We start from the raw sequence: 14,838 nt of genomic DNA, 5'->3' as shown, positions 1-14,838 counted from the left end.
ATTCAACCTGTCTTTTGCGCATCAAGTGAGTTGATCGATCTGTTTGTATAAGGCCTCCACATATTTTGGAAGTCCTCCTTGGTAAATAGAAGGTTCGACCATCACTACGGTCGCTGTATTAAGCTTCATCAGTTGTCGAATCTTTCTGTCCTTTTGAGGCCTTGTGCTTGCCGTTTGAATCATTACTCGGTATAGCTCCACGCGGAAACCATGGCGTCCCGGGCGCTCAACGATTTGTACAACATCGTCGGTGGTCATGCCTTTTATTGCCATGCGTGTGGAGTCTTCGTCGCCCTGCCATGAAAGATGAATGAACCACCAGATTGCACGTAGCCAGATACGGCTTCGATCCCGCCAAAAGCGTGCTTCGGCATTGCCTGAGTTCCATCGCGATCTTACATAGTCGGGTAGAACAATGAGAGACAGATGGCGCCAGATGCTTTCATCTGCGGCTTGGCGAACCTCGAACTTTTTTTCTTTCAGGACTCTGTACAGGGTCAGGCCAGCCTCCAGATCGTAAGCTCCTGCTTCCAGATCGCTGTTTTCAAAAGGTTGAAGATTGTCGACAATTGCTTGCCTTAACTCGGAATAGCTGGTGGCTAAAAAGCCGTGTTTGAATTCATCGTTATTTCTGAGTTCGTCAAATTTCCGGCTGGCTGCGTTACGTGTCAATTTAGCCCAGTTCATTGCGTCTCCAGAGGCGGTCGGGCTGTACTATCAATCCATGATTGAATAGAGCTGATTAGTGCCCCGGGTGACGTACAGTCGAGGTTGCCGCGCTTCACCATTGATGCTGCTGCATCTACTATGCTGCCGGGCACACTTTTTCCCGGCCGTCCGAAGGTAATGGGATTAAAATCATTTCCCATTTCAGCTTTGAGCTCCAGAAGAAATGTGCTCATCCATGCTGTAATTACTTGGCAAAAGAGGGGGCTCCATGCGTCTGACTCTTGTTCGCGCAGCAGTGGGAAAGCTGGATGGTCTGTGTTCAAGCATAAAGATAGCCAGACTGTAGAGAACTCGTCCTCCAAAGGATCAGACCAATCTTGAGTAAATAACCACAGGGGTTTGTCAACGCCAAGTGACTCGGATACAACAGGAAACAGTGAGCCGCTCCCGTCTACTATAAGTCGGGTTTCAGCTCCGAGCGTGCCGAATCTGAATCCTGGAAGACGCGCAAGGCCTTTTTCGCCCTCTTCGAGGGTGCCGACACTGGCAAGTAATAGCTGTAGCGAGAGTGTCCCAGTTCCCCGAGCAGTATTGGCGGGCAAGGTCAGCTTGAGCTTCACCGGGACTGGCGTATCGGATTGCTTGGGTAGCTCTAGAATCGCCGGCTCCCCAAGGAGGCGGCAGCCCGAGTCAATAGAGAGCCATTCCAGAGCTAGCGCCAGCGTCGCGGACCTTGGCGCAACTCCGTGCGGGCCGAATAGTAGGGTGGTGTTCCGGATATCATCAAGACAGCAGCTCACTTCCAGCTCGTCTTTGCTGGGATCCCAGTCGGAGTCATGGCCCAGTGTGTATTGTTCTCCCCATTTTCCTTTTTCTCCTGGACTGGTTCGTGATGAGGAAAATGAAATGGTCGGGGTAATCTCTAATTGTTCAATTAGTGCGGGAGTAAGTACAGGGTGCGGAGGGATTGGAGAATGTTTCATTCTTGTTCCTTCGCAGTTGCCAGTATCGAACTAGCGTGCAGTACTGGGCGCAAACTTCCTGTCATTTCCTTGGATATGTTGATGGTCAGCTCACCATCAAGGGTGGCACCATCCATTTTCAGTAGCCAAGGGTTGATCGTTATTGCAGTTCCGCTAGTGGTCAGGATGTCTGCATTGCCTGAAACGGTTTCTTCATTAATTGATGCTGTTTCGATTGTGAGGGGGAATGCCCCAAGCCCTTCAGCACCCCATTTCTCATGGCTGATGAAGCCCGACTCCGAATCGATCCCCAGTTGTATGTTCCTGCTGGAACGGCCTTTGCCCCAATACAATCTCCAGCAAATTTTTATGTTGCCTTCTCCGTACTGCACATTCCTTATTTCAAGATCAGGTAACGATGGTGTATCGCCCTGGTGCCTGGCTGGGCCCCCCTTGTCAGTCCTTCCGGTCGTTGTAGGTGCGATGCGTCCGTCTTGGCCGAAGCCGGAGGGTAGTAATTTGTCCGCAATATTGCGAGCTTCGCGTAGTGACACACGAGAGGGATTAGCTACTATGGGTGAGTGAAATCTTTCAATCGTACTGCCCGCCTTGCTTCGGATTCTGCTGATGATGGTAAGTCCTGCCTGATCCAACCACTGATGGTGGTCGGCCCGTTCGCATGAGCGTAAGTACGATTCCAGTGTCTGATCGTGATTGCGCAGCTTATCCTGGATGTCTTTTCTTAGTTCTCGGTCTTTATCTGGAACAAACAAGCCTATAAGGAAGGTTTTACCTGCTTCCAGCTGGGTATTTCCTCCCCAGCCTTTTGGGTCGACGCTATTATCCCAGCGGATGACCATGCCGGGTCCGCGCATGAAGGCTACTAAAGGTCGGTCCCGTTGAGCATGTTCTTGTATGTCGAAAATACAACGATAGGGATCGGGCATGTTATCTGGTACTGCCACCTTGAGTTGTTCTTGGGTCAGGCGAACAGCAGCAATCCGGCCGGCATTCGTGCCCGTTTTAAATACTCGGTGCACATCAATCGGAGCGTGGAAAACATTGTTCTCATTGGTACCGCATTGATCCAGATAGTCTTCCCTGAGCCTGTCAGTGGTTGGTTCCATCCTGTTATAGAGTGCTTGCAAAACTTGGAATACCGGCAACATTTTCCGGGTCTCCAAGCGACGTCCATTGATGCTGACTACGAGCGCTGGCCCGGCGCGAAATAAAGGATTGTCAATTCTTGCGCAGAACCACCGTTCCATCGAAATGCGGATATAGTCCGCATAGTTTGTGAACCACCATGGTGGTGGTTCAGATTTCGTTGGCTCATTAAGCTCATCGGAGTAGGCGTCGTCCTGTTGAGGGGTCAAGTCAGGACGAAGGAAAGGGATAATTATGCTTGTACCTGTCTCCTTCCCTGCGTATGGTTGCACATCGATTGCCTGCAGGATCCGTGCAACTTCGGTGGGCTCAGTAATTGGAGCGCCTTCGCCTACCCCCCACCAGGCAATGCCTGTGGCCGAGTCTCGTTGCAGGCGAGACTCGTCAGATTCGTTTTCGACAAGGCAAGCAACGAGTCTCTCTTCGAAATGATCGTCAACTTGAATACGTGAGTAATAGAGTACAAGTCCTATGCCCACCCGAAAGTAACATGTTTTACCAAGCCCCCATGACCCTCCAGCATTTTCATCATTGTGAGTACGACCTACTTCATAGACGAGTTTTAGAAAGTTCCCGCGCGGTGTGTCGGAAGTGACGTCTTTTAAGCGGATTGGGCCGGTTAGCCCTTCAGTGCCTGAATCTCGAATTTCGAGCATGCAGCCACCGTTGGGAAATCGGCGGGTGAGCACCTCTCTGTCGATACCAGACTCAAATAGATTAGTGACAGTGTCAGTTTCATGAGTACGGATTCTCACATCTATAGATACCGTATCAGTGGCAGGCTTTCGGGCAGCATCCAGGCTATTTTGAACAGCTTCGCGGACCAGCAGGTCAAGAGGAATCATTGATTCATTTTGCAATGCCCGCAGCAATGCGCTGCCAGACTCTTGCATTGGCCCCAAGCTTAGTGGAAAGTATTTCATTTATCGTTTCAAATCCCGGTGCCAGGAATATCATCTTCTTCGGTGAACAATACGGTGGGCATTTTCACAGTGAGATGTGTTGCGTAGGATCGTGTGGAGTCTTTAGCTCCTGGAAGCCAGATGCTGACGCCGACGATATCTTCTGTTGCTCCAAGCTCTCCCCTTTCCCTGGCTTTGTCTTTTCGTGGTTTGGATATTTCTGACTCGGCAGGTTTGCTGTTCTTGTCGATCAGGTAAAGTAAGAGTTGAGGGGTCTTGCCCAAGCCCGCTGCATTACGCATGCGTGAGATATCTTCATTGCTTGGGGGTTTGGAGTCGGTGTACTTTGTGTCGGTGTCGGCTAACAAGTCTAATGGATCTCGCAAGACACCAATCGAAACCGCGCTGTCGCTACTTGCGTTTTTTAGGCGAGAGCGAGTGATGAGTCCTATTGTCTCTCCGCATATGTGCCACGGATTGTGACCCCCTCCTGTACCTGCGACAACGACATTCCAATTTTGATATTCCGCATTTCCAGCTTGCTGTCGATACCATTCCAGAAATGGCTCTATGTCAGAGAAAAACTGTGCGTTTGGATGGAAGCTGAGCTTGCTCAAGAGCTGGGCAATCTTCTCGAAAGCTATGTTTTTCCAAATGAGGGCGTTTCGGGTTGAGGCTCTCATGGGGCCATTTGCAAGGCTGCCAAGGAATTTTTCGGTTTCAGATTTATTTTGTTGGAGAATGTGCTTGCTGTCTTCTCCTGAGTGAAAAATAGTTGTTTGCCGGTTGACTCCTGAAAAGTCATATTCAGCGGTGGTGGCATGTGCCATCCTGTTTTTAGCGGTTGGACGTAGCCATGAGGCACGTGGATGAACGCGGACCCTTGGTCCGAACTCATTAGGTTTGGCTCCTCCGTCCATGAATCTTTTGAGGTCGTCTCGCAGATCTTCTTCTGCCAATGTCAAAAACTCAAACTTTTCTTGGGTCAGGCGTGGCATCCAGATTCGGGGGAGGAGTTCATATCCTTTTCTGTAGCCAAACCAGCGGCCCATCTGCATCAGGGAGTCCCCAAGAACGGATGCCCGAAGAAAGTAAGTGCTAACAAGGTTTTCGATCGTTAGTCCGCGAGCAAGGGTGCTTCCACCTACGACGATAAATGCTGTTGAGAACTCAGGGTAGTCTTGAGCGCTGGGGTCAGGGTAGACCAGGCGCCGGATCTCGTTTTCATCATTGACACCATTATTCGCGCAGTTATCTATGCAGATATGAATGCCGCGGTGATAGGCGGTAGAGCCCTCCTCGTCAAGGGGGATTGAGGATACTCCTGCTAGTAGTTCCTTGATATGAGGTTCTAACGTATCGAAATCAGGGTAGTCACCAAGATTATGCAGCCAGCCATAGCCAGGGAAACGTTCGTTGAAATCATCTTTGCTAAGCTGTGTACCAATCTCCTCCCAAGTTGTCCGGCAGGCGGCAAGGAAGTCCAAGTCTGTGCGTGCTGTTGTGAGGTAACCGCGTATAGCATCGGCGAGATGTTTGTGATGCTGTTGCCTTTGACTGGTATGTACCAGCATGCTGACAGGCTTGGCAACGCTATTAGCGCGAAATACCGCTGCCGCGCAGATGAACCAGCGTATCGCTTCTTCAAGGCTATGAGGCATGTTTGCGGACGCCTCATCGTGTAAAACGCTGATGGCTTCTAGATCGCCTGAAGAAATTGGGTTGATAATTCCTAGGGGCTCGATATCGCGGTCAGGGACTCCAAATATCTGTGGTGGTCCGAAATGCTTGTTTGATTGCGGTAGTGAAAGAATGAAATCCTGGGGGTACAACCCCTCTCCAGGTCCTTCGTTCAGGAAGTTGGCTGCAGGTGTTGCTGTGTAGCCGATGTAGTTTACTGACAGCGCTTCAACCTGGGTTAGAGAGATGATTGCCTGGTTGATAGTGGTTCTGGTGTGCTCTGCAGCAGCAGTATTGATGCTGGCTTGATCTGCTTCATCATCAATGATCAAGATCCGCATTTGTCTCAATGACGCTTTGTCTTTCGTAAGCCATTCAAGCAGATTTTTGAGGCGTGTTGGATTTTTAAGGCACACAGTAAGGTAGCGTGACGTACTCCCTGGTCGAAAATGCTTGTCTGATGCTCGATGGCCATCTGGGCTGTCGCTTGAGGGTTGATCGATAGCCTCCCAGTGCAAGTTGCCGGGGTGATTCAGATCGTTAACTAATCGACGAAGCGTCTGGCGTCGTAGGTTTTCCAGTGTGCCGCTCAGGACAATTATTAAATTCCAACCATGATCTGCAGCCATAGCGGATAGCCCGGCAATACTTGCGGTTTTTCCTGACTGGACATGACCGATTACCATGCCTCGTACGGGCTGCTTAAACGGTGTTTTCTTTTTCAGCCGTTTCAGGATTCTGAGTGATGATTCTTCAATGGGTGAAATAGCATTATTGTCCCAACCTTGATTTTGCAGATGGGAACGGTAAAGTTGCCATGCAGAGTGCTCGGCCTCTGGAATATGGATGTCAGGTTCGGTTTCTTCTTGTCCAACTAAAACGAGCGGGCGTTGAGCGCGCGTCATGCGTGTGTCCGCATCTTCTTTTGCATCAAGAAGTGCTATCCATGCTGAAAGCCGATCTTGTAATGTGGAGCCAAGGCTTGGCCATGATGAAAAATCTTGCTGGAACTGCAGCCATTGATCGAGTTTTTCCGGCGTTTTTTCTACTTGGTCCCGCAGTTCTGTCCAAGTTTTGCCTTCTCGTAGTTGTCTTTCTATATGTGCACGATAAGGGTCAAATTCTGGATCAATAAGGAAATTTGTCATGGTTGTCTATGTCTATCCAAATAGTTTTTAATTAGGCAAGGGCAAAGCATGATCGCAATCATTTTCAATTTTATTACCGAACAGTTATTCGTCGGTATTTTTTAGTTACACGATTATGGCATATCGGGTATGGAGGTGGCTAATAAGCCCCTGGGTGATTGGGACTGTGAAGATAATAATTCGCCAATTTTTTTTGGGGCGAACCGCGCAACATGATGCTGGCGGTGAAGTATCAGTTCTAAGCCGAAGTAGAAAACCGCTCAGGATACCTGGGCTCGATAGCGATCCAGTTGCGCGCACAGTTCGCGAGTAGCAGCTATCAGCCTGGGGCCGGGGCGGTACAGCGCATCCGGGTTCAGGTTCAGCAAGGCGTGGGGACTTAGCCCCAGATGCTTTTCCCAGAACAGGTGGCGGGCGCGTAGTTGGGCCGGATCACGGTAGGCCATGATGACCACTTGCGGGCGCTTGTGCAGCACGTCTTCCAGGCTGATGGTGGGGGCGACGGCAGCATGGCGAGCGTAGATGTTTTGCGCTTTGCAGGTGGTCAGCACATCTTGAATCAAGGGATCGCGCGCCAAGGTGTACAACGGCTCGGAACCGATTTCCAGAAACACGCTGACCGTCTCGCCCAAGCGGCTGTTCTGGCGCAGGGCGGCAATCTGATTGTCCAGCAAAGCAGCCATCGGCACGGCTACCTCCGCCGTGTCCAGACTGTCTCCTGCCAGACGGACAAAGGCGGGAATATCGTCCAGTTTTTCAGGGGCGGCAAAGATCAGGCTGATATGGGTTTGCTGTAGCTGGCGCTGTAATTCAGGGCCGATCTGGTTGGCTTGCCAGGCCCAGACCTGATCAGGCTTTAGCTCCAGCAGCCGTTCCGGGTTTACGCGCAAGGCGTCCCCAATGCGGGGCAAATCCTTGGCGGCAGGCGGGTAGTCACTGGAACTGTCTACGGCGATCAAGTGCTCTTGGGCACCGGCGGCAAACAGAATTTCAGTGATGTGAGGGGCCAGACTAATCGCGCGGGCTGGAGCGACAGTTTGTGGGGGTTGGACTGCTTGCCCTGTCGCGGCTTTTTGTATTGTTTTATCTTGCTGCTTGCTCTGTACTTCTTGAGTGCTTTGCTCTGTGCTTGTCTGTGTCTCGGGCTGTGCTTGAGTCTGCGCCTGTGACAGCAGCGGGTCGTGCTCCTGCGCTTGCGTCAAGATGGGCAATCCCAAAAGCAGGGTGAACAGGCAAAGCAAACCCCATAGCCCCAATCCACTCCAGACAGAGCGCTTTGAGTGCTGAAGACGACAAGTCGCAAGCAAAGAGGGCATCGTGCGCCTTTAAGTAAATGGCGCGGCTCTTGTGCAGATCCGCGCCAAAATCAAGCAAAGCTGATTTTACTGATTACATGCGCCAGGCAAAGTTCAGGAACACGCTGGAGCCGGCGTTGTTATAGCCACGAGCCAAGGTGTAATCCTTGTCGAACACATTGTTCCAACGCAGCTGGGCTTCCAGACTGGAGGTCAGCGGGTAGCTTGCGGTCAGGTTCAACAGGCCGTAGCTGCCCAGGCGCTGTTCGTTCTTTGCGTCTTCATAGCGATGGGACGCGAACAAGTATTCTGCGCCGGTTTTCAGGTCACCAAACTTGTGCTCCACAGCAACTTTGTAGTTCTGCTTGGCACGACGCACCAATTGCTTGTCGGTGTTTCGATCTTTGGGGTCGGTGAAGTCGGCACTGGCAGTCAGCGTGGTGTCGCCCAACTGTTTCATGGCAGTCAAGGTCACGCCAGTGATACGCGCTTTTTCGGTGTTGCTGGTCGTGCACTCGAAGTTGGCGTCACACACATAAGGGTTGATCATGTCGCGGATGCGGTTCTGGTAGACCACCAAGCCCAGCTCAGTCGTATCGTCCGTGTAGCGGATATGGCCTTCGACGTTGCGGGATTTTTCCGGTTTCAGATCCGGGTTGCCTTGGAAGCCCCAGTTGTATGGCGAGTACAAGTCCGCGAACGTAGGTGCACGAAAGCCCGTGTTGGCGGCGACGCCTACTGTCCAGTTGCTGGTGATATCCAGGTCATAGCCCAGGCCACCCGTTACCTTGTTGCCATAGCCACTGATATTGTCGTTACGCACGCTGGCTTGCAGGTGGTGTTGATTGATGTCGCCACGGTAAATCAGGGCAAAGGCATTGGTGTTGCGCTTGTCGTCCTTGTGTACGGTGGTGTGGGTCATGCGCTCTTCCAGACGCTCGGCCAGCAAGGAGACGGTATGGCCCTTCGCCACGGTCAGATCGTTTTGCCAGCTGTATTGGCGTTGCAGTGTGGAATAGCGAGAGCCAAAGGCGCGGTTTTCCACTGTTTCTTTGCTTAGCGAGGCACTCAGGCGGCTGGTCCACAACTCAGACAGCTTGTTGGTGCTGGTCAGGCCGTAGGCTTGCTGACGTGTTTGCGTACTGGGGGTGCGGCGTTCGGACAGGCCGTTGTCGAATTGACCATCCATAAAGCTGTTGATGGCAGTCATGCCCAGGTGTTGGCCTTGTGCCCATTCATATCCCAGAGAACCGTTCAGTCCGTGCTGGGTGTAGCCATTTTTGTCCGGGTTGTAGCTGAAGGACAGCGGGTTGGTTGCGTTGAAACCATCGCTGGTGCCGTAGCTGGAAGCCAGGCTGTAGTCCCAGCCTTGGGCCGCACCTGAAAAACCGGCGCTGGCTTTGAAGGTGTCTTGCGAACCCAGGCCTACATTCCCCCATGCGCTCAAGGCACGGTCGCCGCCGCCTTTTTTGGTGATGATGTTCACCACACCACCAATGGCATCCGAGCCATAGAGGCTGCTGCCTGCGCCACGCACAATTTCAATGCGTTCGATCAGGGCGGGGTCAATCGCTTGCCAGTTCACCGAACCACTGGTGGAGCTGTTGATGCGCATCCCGTCGATCATGACGCGGGTATGTTGTGGATTGGTACCGCGCAGGTAAATGCCCGTTGTAGTCTGCGGGCCCCCACTGCTGTAAATCTCCACCCCAGGCTGACGCTGCAAAATTTCAGCCACACTGCTTTGACCTGCTTTCTGCAAGGTTTCCTGATCAATCACCGTCACGTCACCCACCACGTTTTTCAGTGGCTGAGCCATGCGGCTAGGGGTAACAACAATTTGATCCAGTTTGGCGACAGGGGCAGTTTGGGCCGTGGCGATCAAAGGCAGGGCGCCCGCCAGGGCGACCATCAAAGGTCTGATGGACAGTAGTGTCATGGAGATTCCTGTGAGATGTGCGTCCCCGCACATCAGTAAGCGAAGCCGCCCACCGTGGGACGGCCATGAATTCAGGGTCGAGAAGCAGGCTGGTGTCGGGCTTTGCGCGTAGCAGGTACCGTTGCGGGGGCAGCACGTTTGGCAGTTCCAGGGCGGAACCGCTCACGTTTCCCATTTGACTTTCCCAGGCCCAGGGCTACATGGGCCGGAAAGCACCTCTTTCCGAGCGGAAAATGTTACATGCCGCTGGGGCAAAGGTTAAGTGTTTAGGGGGGATTCGCTGTACAAAGCGCTACAATTGTGGCGCCAATCCACCATTCTCGCGGCTCTTGCTGTCAGATGCCGTCAACGTCCCGTTTCGTGTTACGGAGCTTTTAGTGTCCTATCCTGCTTTGCCTTATCCGATCTCTGCCTATACGCGTGGTACCGAGTTTGCGCGCCGTTTGGGGCAGCAAATTCTGATTCTGGATGGTGCAATGGGCACCATGATTCAGCGTTACAAATTGGGCGAGGCCGATTTCCGGGGCGAGCGCTTCGCGAATCACCATAAGGACGTCAAAGGCAATAACGAATTGCTGTCGCTGGTACGCCCTGACATCATTCGTGAAATTCACGAGAAATATCTGTCCGCCGGCGCCGACGTCATCAGCACCAACACGTTTGGTGCGACGGATATTGCCCAGGGTGACTACGATTTGCAGGGCATCAGCTATGACCTGAACCTGGCTTCTGCCCAACTGGCCTGTCAGGCGCGCGATGCCTTCAGTACACCTGAATGGCCGCGTTTTGTGGCTGGTGCCTTGGGCCCGCAGCCCAAGACGGCTTCTATTTCGCCGGATGTGAATGACCCGGCCGCCCGTAACGTCACCTTTGAGCAACTGCGTGTGGCCTACACCGAACAGGTCCGTGCCTTGCTGGATGGTGGCGTTGACATTCTGCTGATCGAAACCGTTTTTGACACGCTGAATGCCAAAGCAGCTGTGTTTGCTCTGGAAACGGTCTTTGATGAACGCGGTGAACGCGTTCCGGTGATGGTGTCGGGCACGGTCACGGATGCCTCGGGCCGTATCTTGTCTGGTCAGACCGTGGAGGCTTTCTGGAACTCCATGCGTCATGCCCGTCCTATTACGATTGGCCTGAACTGTGCCTTGGGCGCTGCCTTGATGCGTCCCTACGTGGCCGAGCTGTCCAAGATTTGTGACACCTATGTGTGTGTCTACCCTAACGCAGGCCTGCCCAACCCCATGGCGGAGACCGGCTTTGATGAAACACCTGCCGATACGTCCAGCCTGCTGCAAGAGTTCACGCAAGCCGGTTTGGTGAATATGGTGGGGGGCTGCTGTGGCACGACGCCAGAGCACATTGCCGCCATTGCCGAGCTGTGCCGCAAGCTGCCTCCCCGCATTGTTCCTGAAGTTCCTGTCAAAACCCGTTTGTCGGGTCTGGAACCACTGAATATTGACGAGGAAACCCTGTTTGTGAACGTGGGTGAACGTACCAATGTCACGGGCAGCAAGGCTTTCTTGCGCCTGATTCAGCAAGAAAACTACGAAGAAGCCTTGTCGGTGGCCCGTCAGCAGGTGGAAAACGGTGCACAGATTATCGACATCAATATGGACGAAGGCATGCTGGACTCGGCAGCCTGTATGCATCGTTTCCTGAACATGATTGCCTCCGAGCCGGATATTGCCCGCGTGCCCATCATGATCGACAGCTCCAAGTGGGATGTGATCGAAACGGGTTTGCGTTGCGTTCAAGGCAAGGCCATCGTGAACTCCATTTCCATGAAAGAGGGCATTGAGCCTTTCCTGGAACATGCCCGCCTGTGTCGTAAATACGGTGCCGCCATTGTTGTGATGGCGTTTGACGAGCAAGGTCAGGCCGATAGTTACGAGCGCCGGGTGGAGATTTGTGAGCGCGCTTATCGCTTGCTGGTGGACGAAGTCGGTTTCCCACCTGAAGACATTATTTTCGACCCCAACGTCTTTGCTGTTGCAACCGGCATGGACGAACATGCGACTTACGGTCTGGACTTTATTCGCGGTGTTGGCTGGATTCACAAGAATCTGCCGCATGCACGCTTGTCCGGTGGTATTTCCAACGTCAGTTTCTCCTTCCGTGGCAACGAAGCCATGCGCGAGGCCATCCACACCGTCTTCCTGTACTACGCTATTCAGGAAGGTCTGACCATGGGTATTGTGAATGCCGGTCAGTTGGGTGTGTACGCCGATATCGAACCGCATCTGCGCGACTTGATCGAAGACGTGATCCTGAATCGGGCCGAGCCCAAAGGGAAAACCGATCCGGCGGACGAACGCACCCCCACTGAACGCCTGGTGGAAATGGCCGAGAGCGTCAAAGGCTCCGGCGCCAAGAAAGAGGAAGACCTGAGCTGGCGCGAAACTACGGTTGAGCAGCGTCTGATCCACTCTTTGGTGCATGGCATTACCAGCTTCATCGTGGAAGATACGGAAGAAGTTCGTCAGAAGATTGATGCCCAGGGTGGTCGCCCCATCAGCGTGATTGAAGGTCCTTTGATGGACGGCATGAACGTGGTGGGCGACCTGTTCGGTCAGGGCAAGATGTTCCTGCCGCAGGTGGTGAAATCCGCGCGTGTAATGAAACAGGCCGTGGCCCACCTGATTCCCTTTATCGAAGAAGAAAAGCGCCAGATCGAGGCCGCAGGTGGTGATGTGCGCTCCAAAGGCCGCATGGTGATTGCCACGGTGAAGGGCGACGTCCATGACATTGGCAAGAACATTGTGTCCGTGGTGATGCAGTGCAATAACTTTGAAGTGGTCAATATGGGCGTGATGGTGCCTTGTGCCGAGATCCTCGCCAAGGCCAAAGAAGTGGAGGCCGATATTGTGGGTTTGTCCGGCCTGATCACTCCCAGCCTGGAGGAAATGGCCTATGTCGCTTCCGAGATGCAGCGCGACCCGTACTTCCGTGAGCGCAATATTCCTCTGATGATTGGCGGCGCAACCACCAGCCGCGTGCATACGGCGGTGAAGATCGCCCCGCATTACGACGGCCCGGTTATCTATACTCCGGACGCCAGCCGCTGCGTGGGTGTGGCTACCCAACTGGTGTCGGACAATGTGGAAGAGTTTTTGGCTGAAGTGCGCGAGGAATACGAGCAAGTGCGCCAGCGCCATGCCAATCGTAAAGCCACGCCTTTGATCTCGCTGGAAAAAGCGCGCGAAGACAAGCCTGCCATTGACTGGTCCACTTACGTGCCACCACGCCCTAAATTCATTGGCCGCCGCACCTTCAAAAACTACGACTTGGCCGATATTGCCCAGTTCATCGATTGGACGCCGTTTTTCCAGACTTGGAGCTTGTTCGGCAAGTATCCGGCCATTCTGGAAGACAAGGTGGTGGGCGAGCAGGCCAAGACGCTGTTTGCCGAAGGGCAGGCCATGTTGAAGAAAGTCATTGAAGGACGCTGGTTGACGGCAAACGGTGTGATTGCGTTCTACCCTGCCAATACCGTCAACGGCGAAGATATCGAGGTCTACTCGGACGAATCACGCAGCGAAGTCCTGTTCACCTGGCGCAACCTGCGCCAGCAAGGCGTCAAGCGTGAAGGCGTGGATAGCAAGTGTCTGGCTGACTACATTGCTCCGAAAGAAAGCGGCGTGGCCGATTACATCGGCATGTTTGCGGTTACTGGCGGGATTGGCGTAGACAAACTGTCCGAGCGCTTCCAGGCTGCCGGCGACGATTACTCGGACTTGATGATCAAGGCACTGGGCGACCGTTTTGCCGAGGGCTTTGCCGAATGTCTGCATGCTCGCGTACGTACCGACTTGTGGGGCTATGTCACCGACGAGCGCCTGTCCAACGAAGAGCTGATCGACGAGAAATACCAGGGCATTCGTCCTGCACCCGGCTATCCGGCCTGCCCGGAACACGTGGTCAAGCACGATATGTTCCGTGTCCTGCAGTGTGAAGACATCGAGATGTTCATCACCGACAGCTACGCCATGATTCCGGCTTCCAGTGTGTCGGGCTTCTACTTCAGCCATCCGCAGTCCAAGTACTTCAACGTGGGCAATATTGGTGAAGACCAGTTGCAAGACTATATCCAGCGCAGTGGTCGTACGGAAGAAGACGTACGCCGCAGCTTGTCGGGCGTATTAGGCTGATATGGGAACGACGGGGCCAACAGGGGCTAATCCGGGCGGCGCCGAGGGCGCCTCTCAAACCCGGCGTCAGGCTTTGGGACGATTTTTGCGTAATGCACGCGAGCGTATCCAGCCTGTAGACCTGGGGCTGGCCCCCGGTGTGCGCCGTCGCACTCCTGGTTTGCGTCGCGAAGAAGTGGCGCAGCTGTGCGATATCAGCACCACCTGGTACACCTGGATCGAGCAGGGTCGCGACGTTACCGTGTCCCCCACGGTCTGCGCCCGCCTGGCAACGGTCCTGAAACTGGCCCGGGCCGAGCGCCACTATCTGTTTGAACTGGCTGACTGCGCCGATCCCGAGCATTGGCAGGGTGATATTCAACCCTTGCCGCAAGGCTTGAGCGCATGTGTCGATAGCATCTCCGCCCCGGCCTACATTCTGGACCGCAGCTGGAACGTACTGGCTCGCAACGAAGCCTTGTTGGGTTTGTTCGATGGCTGGCCCGACCGTAGCGAGCAGCCCAATCTGCTGCGTTATATCTTCCTGGACCCGGCAGCGCGTGAGCTGGTGGTGGACTGGGAGCAGCGCGCCAGCCGCGTCGTGGCCGAGTTCCGCGCTGACGTAGGCGCCCATGCGGACGAGGCCGATATACAGGCTTTGATCCAGGAGTTGGCGCAGCAAAGCCAGGTATTCGCTTTCTGGTGGGGACGCCAGACCGTGGTGGAGCGGGAGGGCGGCTTGCGGGATTTCCGGCACCCCAGCCAGGGAGTGCGCCGCTTTCAGCAATTTACCTTTCGCCTGGCGATACGGCCGGATTGCAAGCTGGTGATGTTGCTGGAGGATGAGGATAAGCCGGTTTAAATTGGCTTCCTTATTATTTATTTTTCAAGATTGATTTTATTGCCAATCAAATTTTTTTCAATAAAATAAATTATCAAAATTATT

Annotated in this window: 8 protein-coding genes and 1 riboswitch; of the genes, 2 read left to right on the top strand and 6 right to left on the bottom strand. The window is 53.6% G+C overall.

Annotated elements, in window-relative coordinates:
* Positions 1–21: 21 nt before the first annotated feature.
* The 6 genes from N879_RS19105 to N879_RS19075 form a co-directional block, all read right to left on the bottom strand.
* Positions 22–687: a DUF6339 family protein gene (locus N879_RS19105; protein ID WP_009458716.1), complete on the bottom strand. Its 666-nt coding sequence runs from the start codon at positions 685–687 to the stop codon at positions 22–24.
* Entirely contained in the window at positions 684–1,652 is a 969-nt protein-coding gene (locus N879_RS19100) for a hypothetical protein (RefSeq protein WP_009458717.1), read from the bottom strand. The genes N879_RS19105 and N879_RS19100 overlap by 4 nt, the downstream gene beginning before the upstream one ends.
* A complete protein-coding gene (locus N879_RS19095; protein WP_009458718.1) occupies positions 1,649–3,721 on the bottom strand; it encodes a hypothetical protein in 2,073 nt (690 codons plus the stop codon). The genes N879_RS19100 and N879_RS19095 overlap by 4 nt, the downstream gene beginning before the upstream one ends.
* A gap of 8 nt (positions 3,722–3,729) precedes the next feature.
* The gene (locus N879_RS19090) at positions 3,730–6,528 is read right to left on the bottom strand and encodes a Z1 domain-containing protein (RefSeq protein ID WP_031233056.1); all 2,799 of its coding nucleotides are present in this window, start codon (positions 6,526–6,528) and stop codon (positions 3,730–3,732) included.
* 260 nt (positions 6,529–6,788) lie between these two features.
* Positions 6,789–7,730 (bottom strand): ABC transporter substrate-binding protein, encoded by a 942-nt coding sequence (locus N879_RS19080; RefSeq protein WP_235484346.1) that lies wholly within the window; start codon positions 7,728–7,730, stop codon positions 6,789–6,791.
* Between the two features lie 187 nt (positions 7,731–7,917).
* Positions 7,918–9,762, bottom strand: a complete 1,845-nt coding sequence (locus N879_RS19075) for a TonB-dependent receptor domain-containing protein (RefSeq protein ID WP_022983631.1) — start codon at positions 9,760–9,762, stop codon at positions 7,918–7,920.
* Between the two features lie 70 nt (positions 9,763–9,832).
* A riboswitch (cobalamin riboswitch) is annotated at positions 9,833–9,997 on the bottom strand.
* A 142-nt stretch (positions 9,998–10,139) separates the two neighbouring features.
* On the opposite strand from N879_RS19075, the gene metH reads away from it, so the two are divergent.
* Positions 10,140–13,913 carry a methionine synthase gene (gene metH, locus N879_RS19070; RefSeq protein ID WP_022983630.1) on the top strand — a complete coding sequence of 1,258 codons (3,774 nt, stop codon included), beginning with the start codon at positions 10,140–10,142 and terminating at the stop codon, positions 13,911–13,913.
* 1 nt (position 13,914) lies between these two features.
* Entirely contained in the window at positions 13,915–14,754 is an 840-nt protein-coding gene (locus N879_RS19065; RefSeq protein ID WP_039941917.1) for a helix-turn-helix transcriptional regulator, read from the top strand.
* Positions 14,755–14,838: the final 84 nt, after the last annotated feature.

This window comes from Alcaligenes sp. EGD-AK7, from assembly GCF_000465875.3.
Classification (GTDB): Bacteria; Pseudomonadota; Gammaproteobacteria; order Burkholderiales; family Burkholderiaceae_B; genus Alcaligenes; species Alcaligenes phenolicus.
Note: the sequence above shows the minus strand (reverse complement) of the source record. Positions and strands in the feature narration are given on the sequence as shown.

Coding starts and splice junctions, on each gene's coding strand:
- N879_RS19075 (WP_022983631.1), bottom strand. CDS start 9,762: ATGACACTACTGTCCATCAGACCTTTGATGGTCGCCCTGGCGGGCGCC.
- N879_RS19065 (WP_039941917.1), top strand. CDS start 13,915: ATGGGAACGACGGGGCCAACAGGGGCTAATCCGGGCGGCGCCGAGGGC.
- N879_RS19095 (WP_009458718.1), bottom strand. CDS start 3,721: ATGAAATACTTTCCACTAAGCTTGGGGCCAATGCAAGAGTCTGGCAGC.
- N879_RS19090 (WP_031233056.1), bottom strand. CDS start 6,528: ATGACAAATTTCCTTATTGATCCAGAATTTGACCCTTATCGTGCACAT.
- N879_RS19105 (WP_009458716.1), bottom strand. CDS start 687: ATGAACTGGGCTAAATTGACACGTAACGCAGCCAGCCGGAAATTTGAC.
- N879_RS19100 (WP_009458717.1), bottom strand. CDS start 1,652: ATGAAACATTCTCCAATCCCTCCGCACCCTGTACTTACTCCCGCACTA.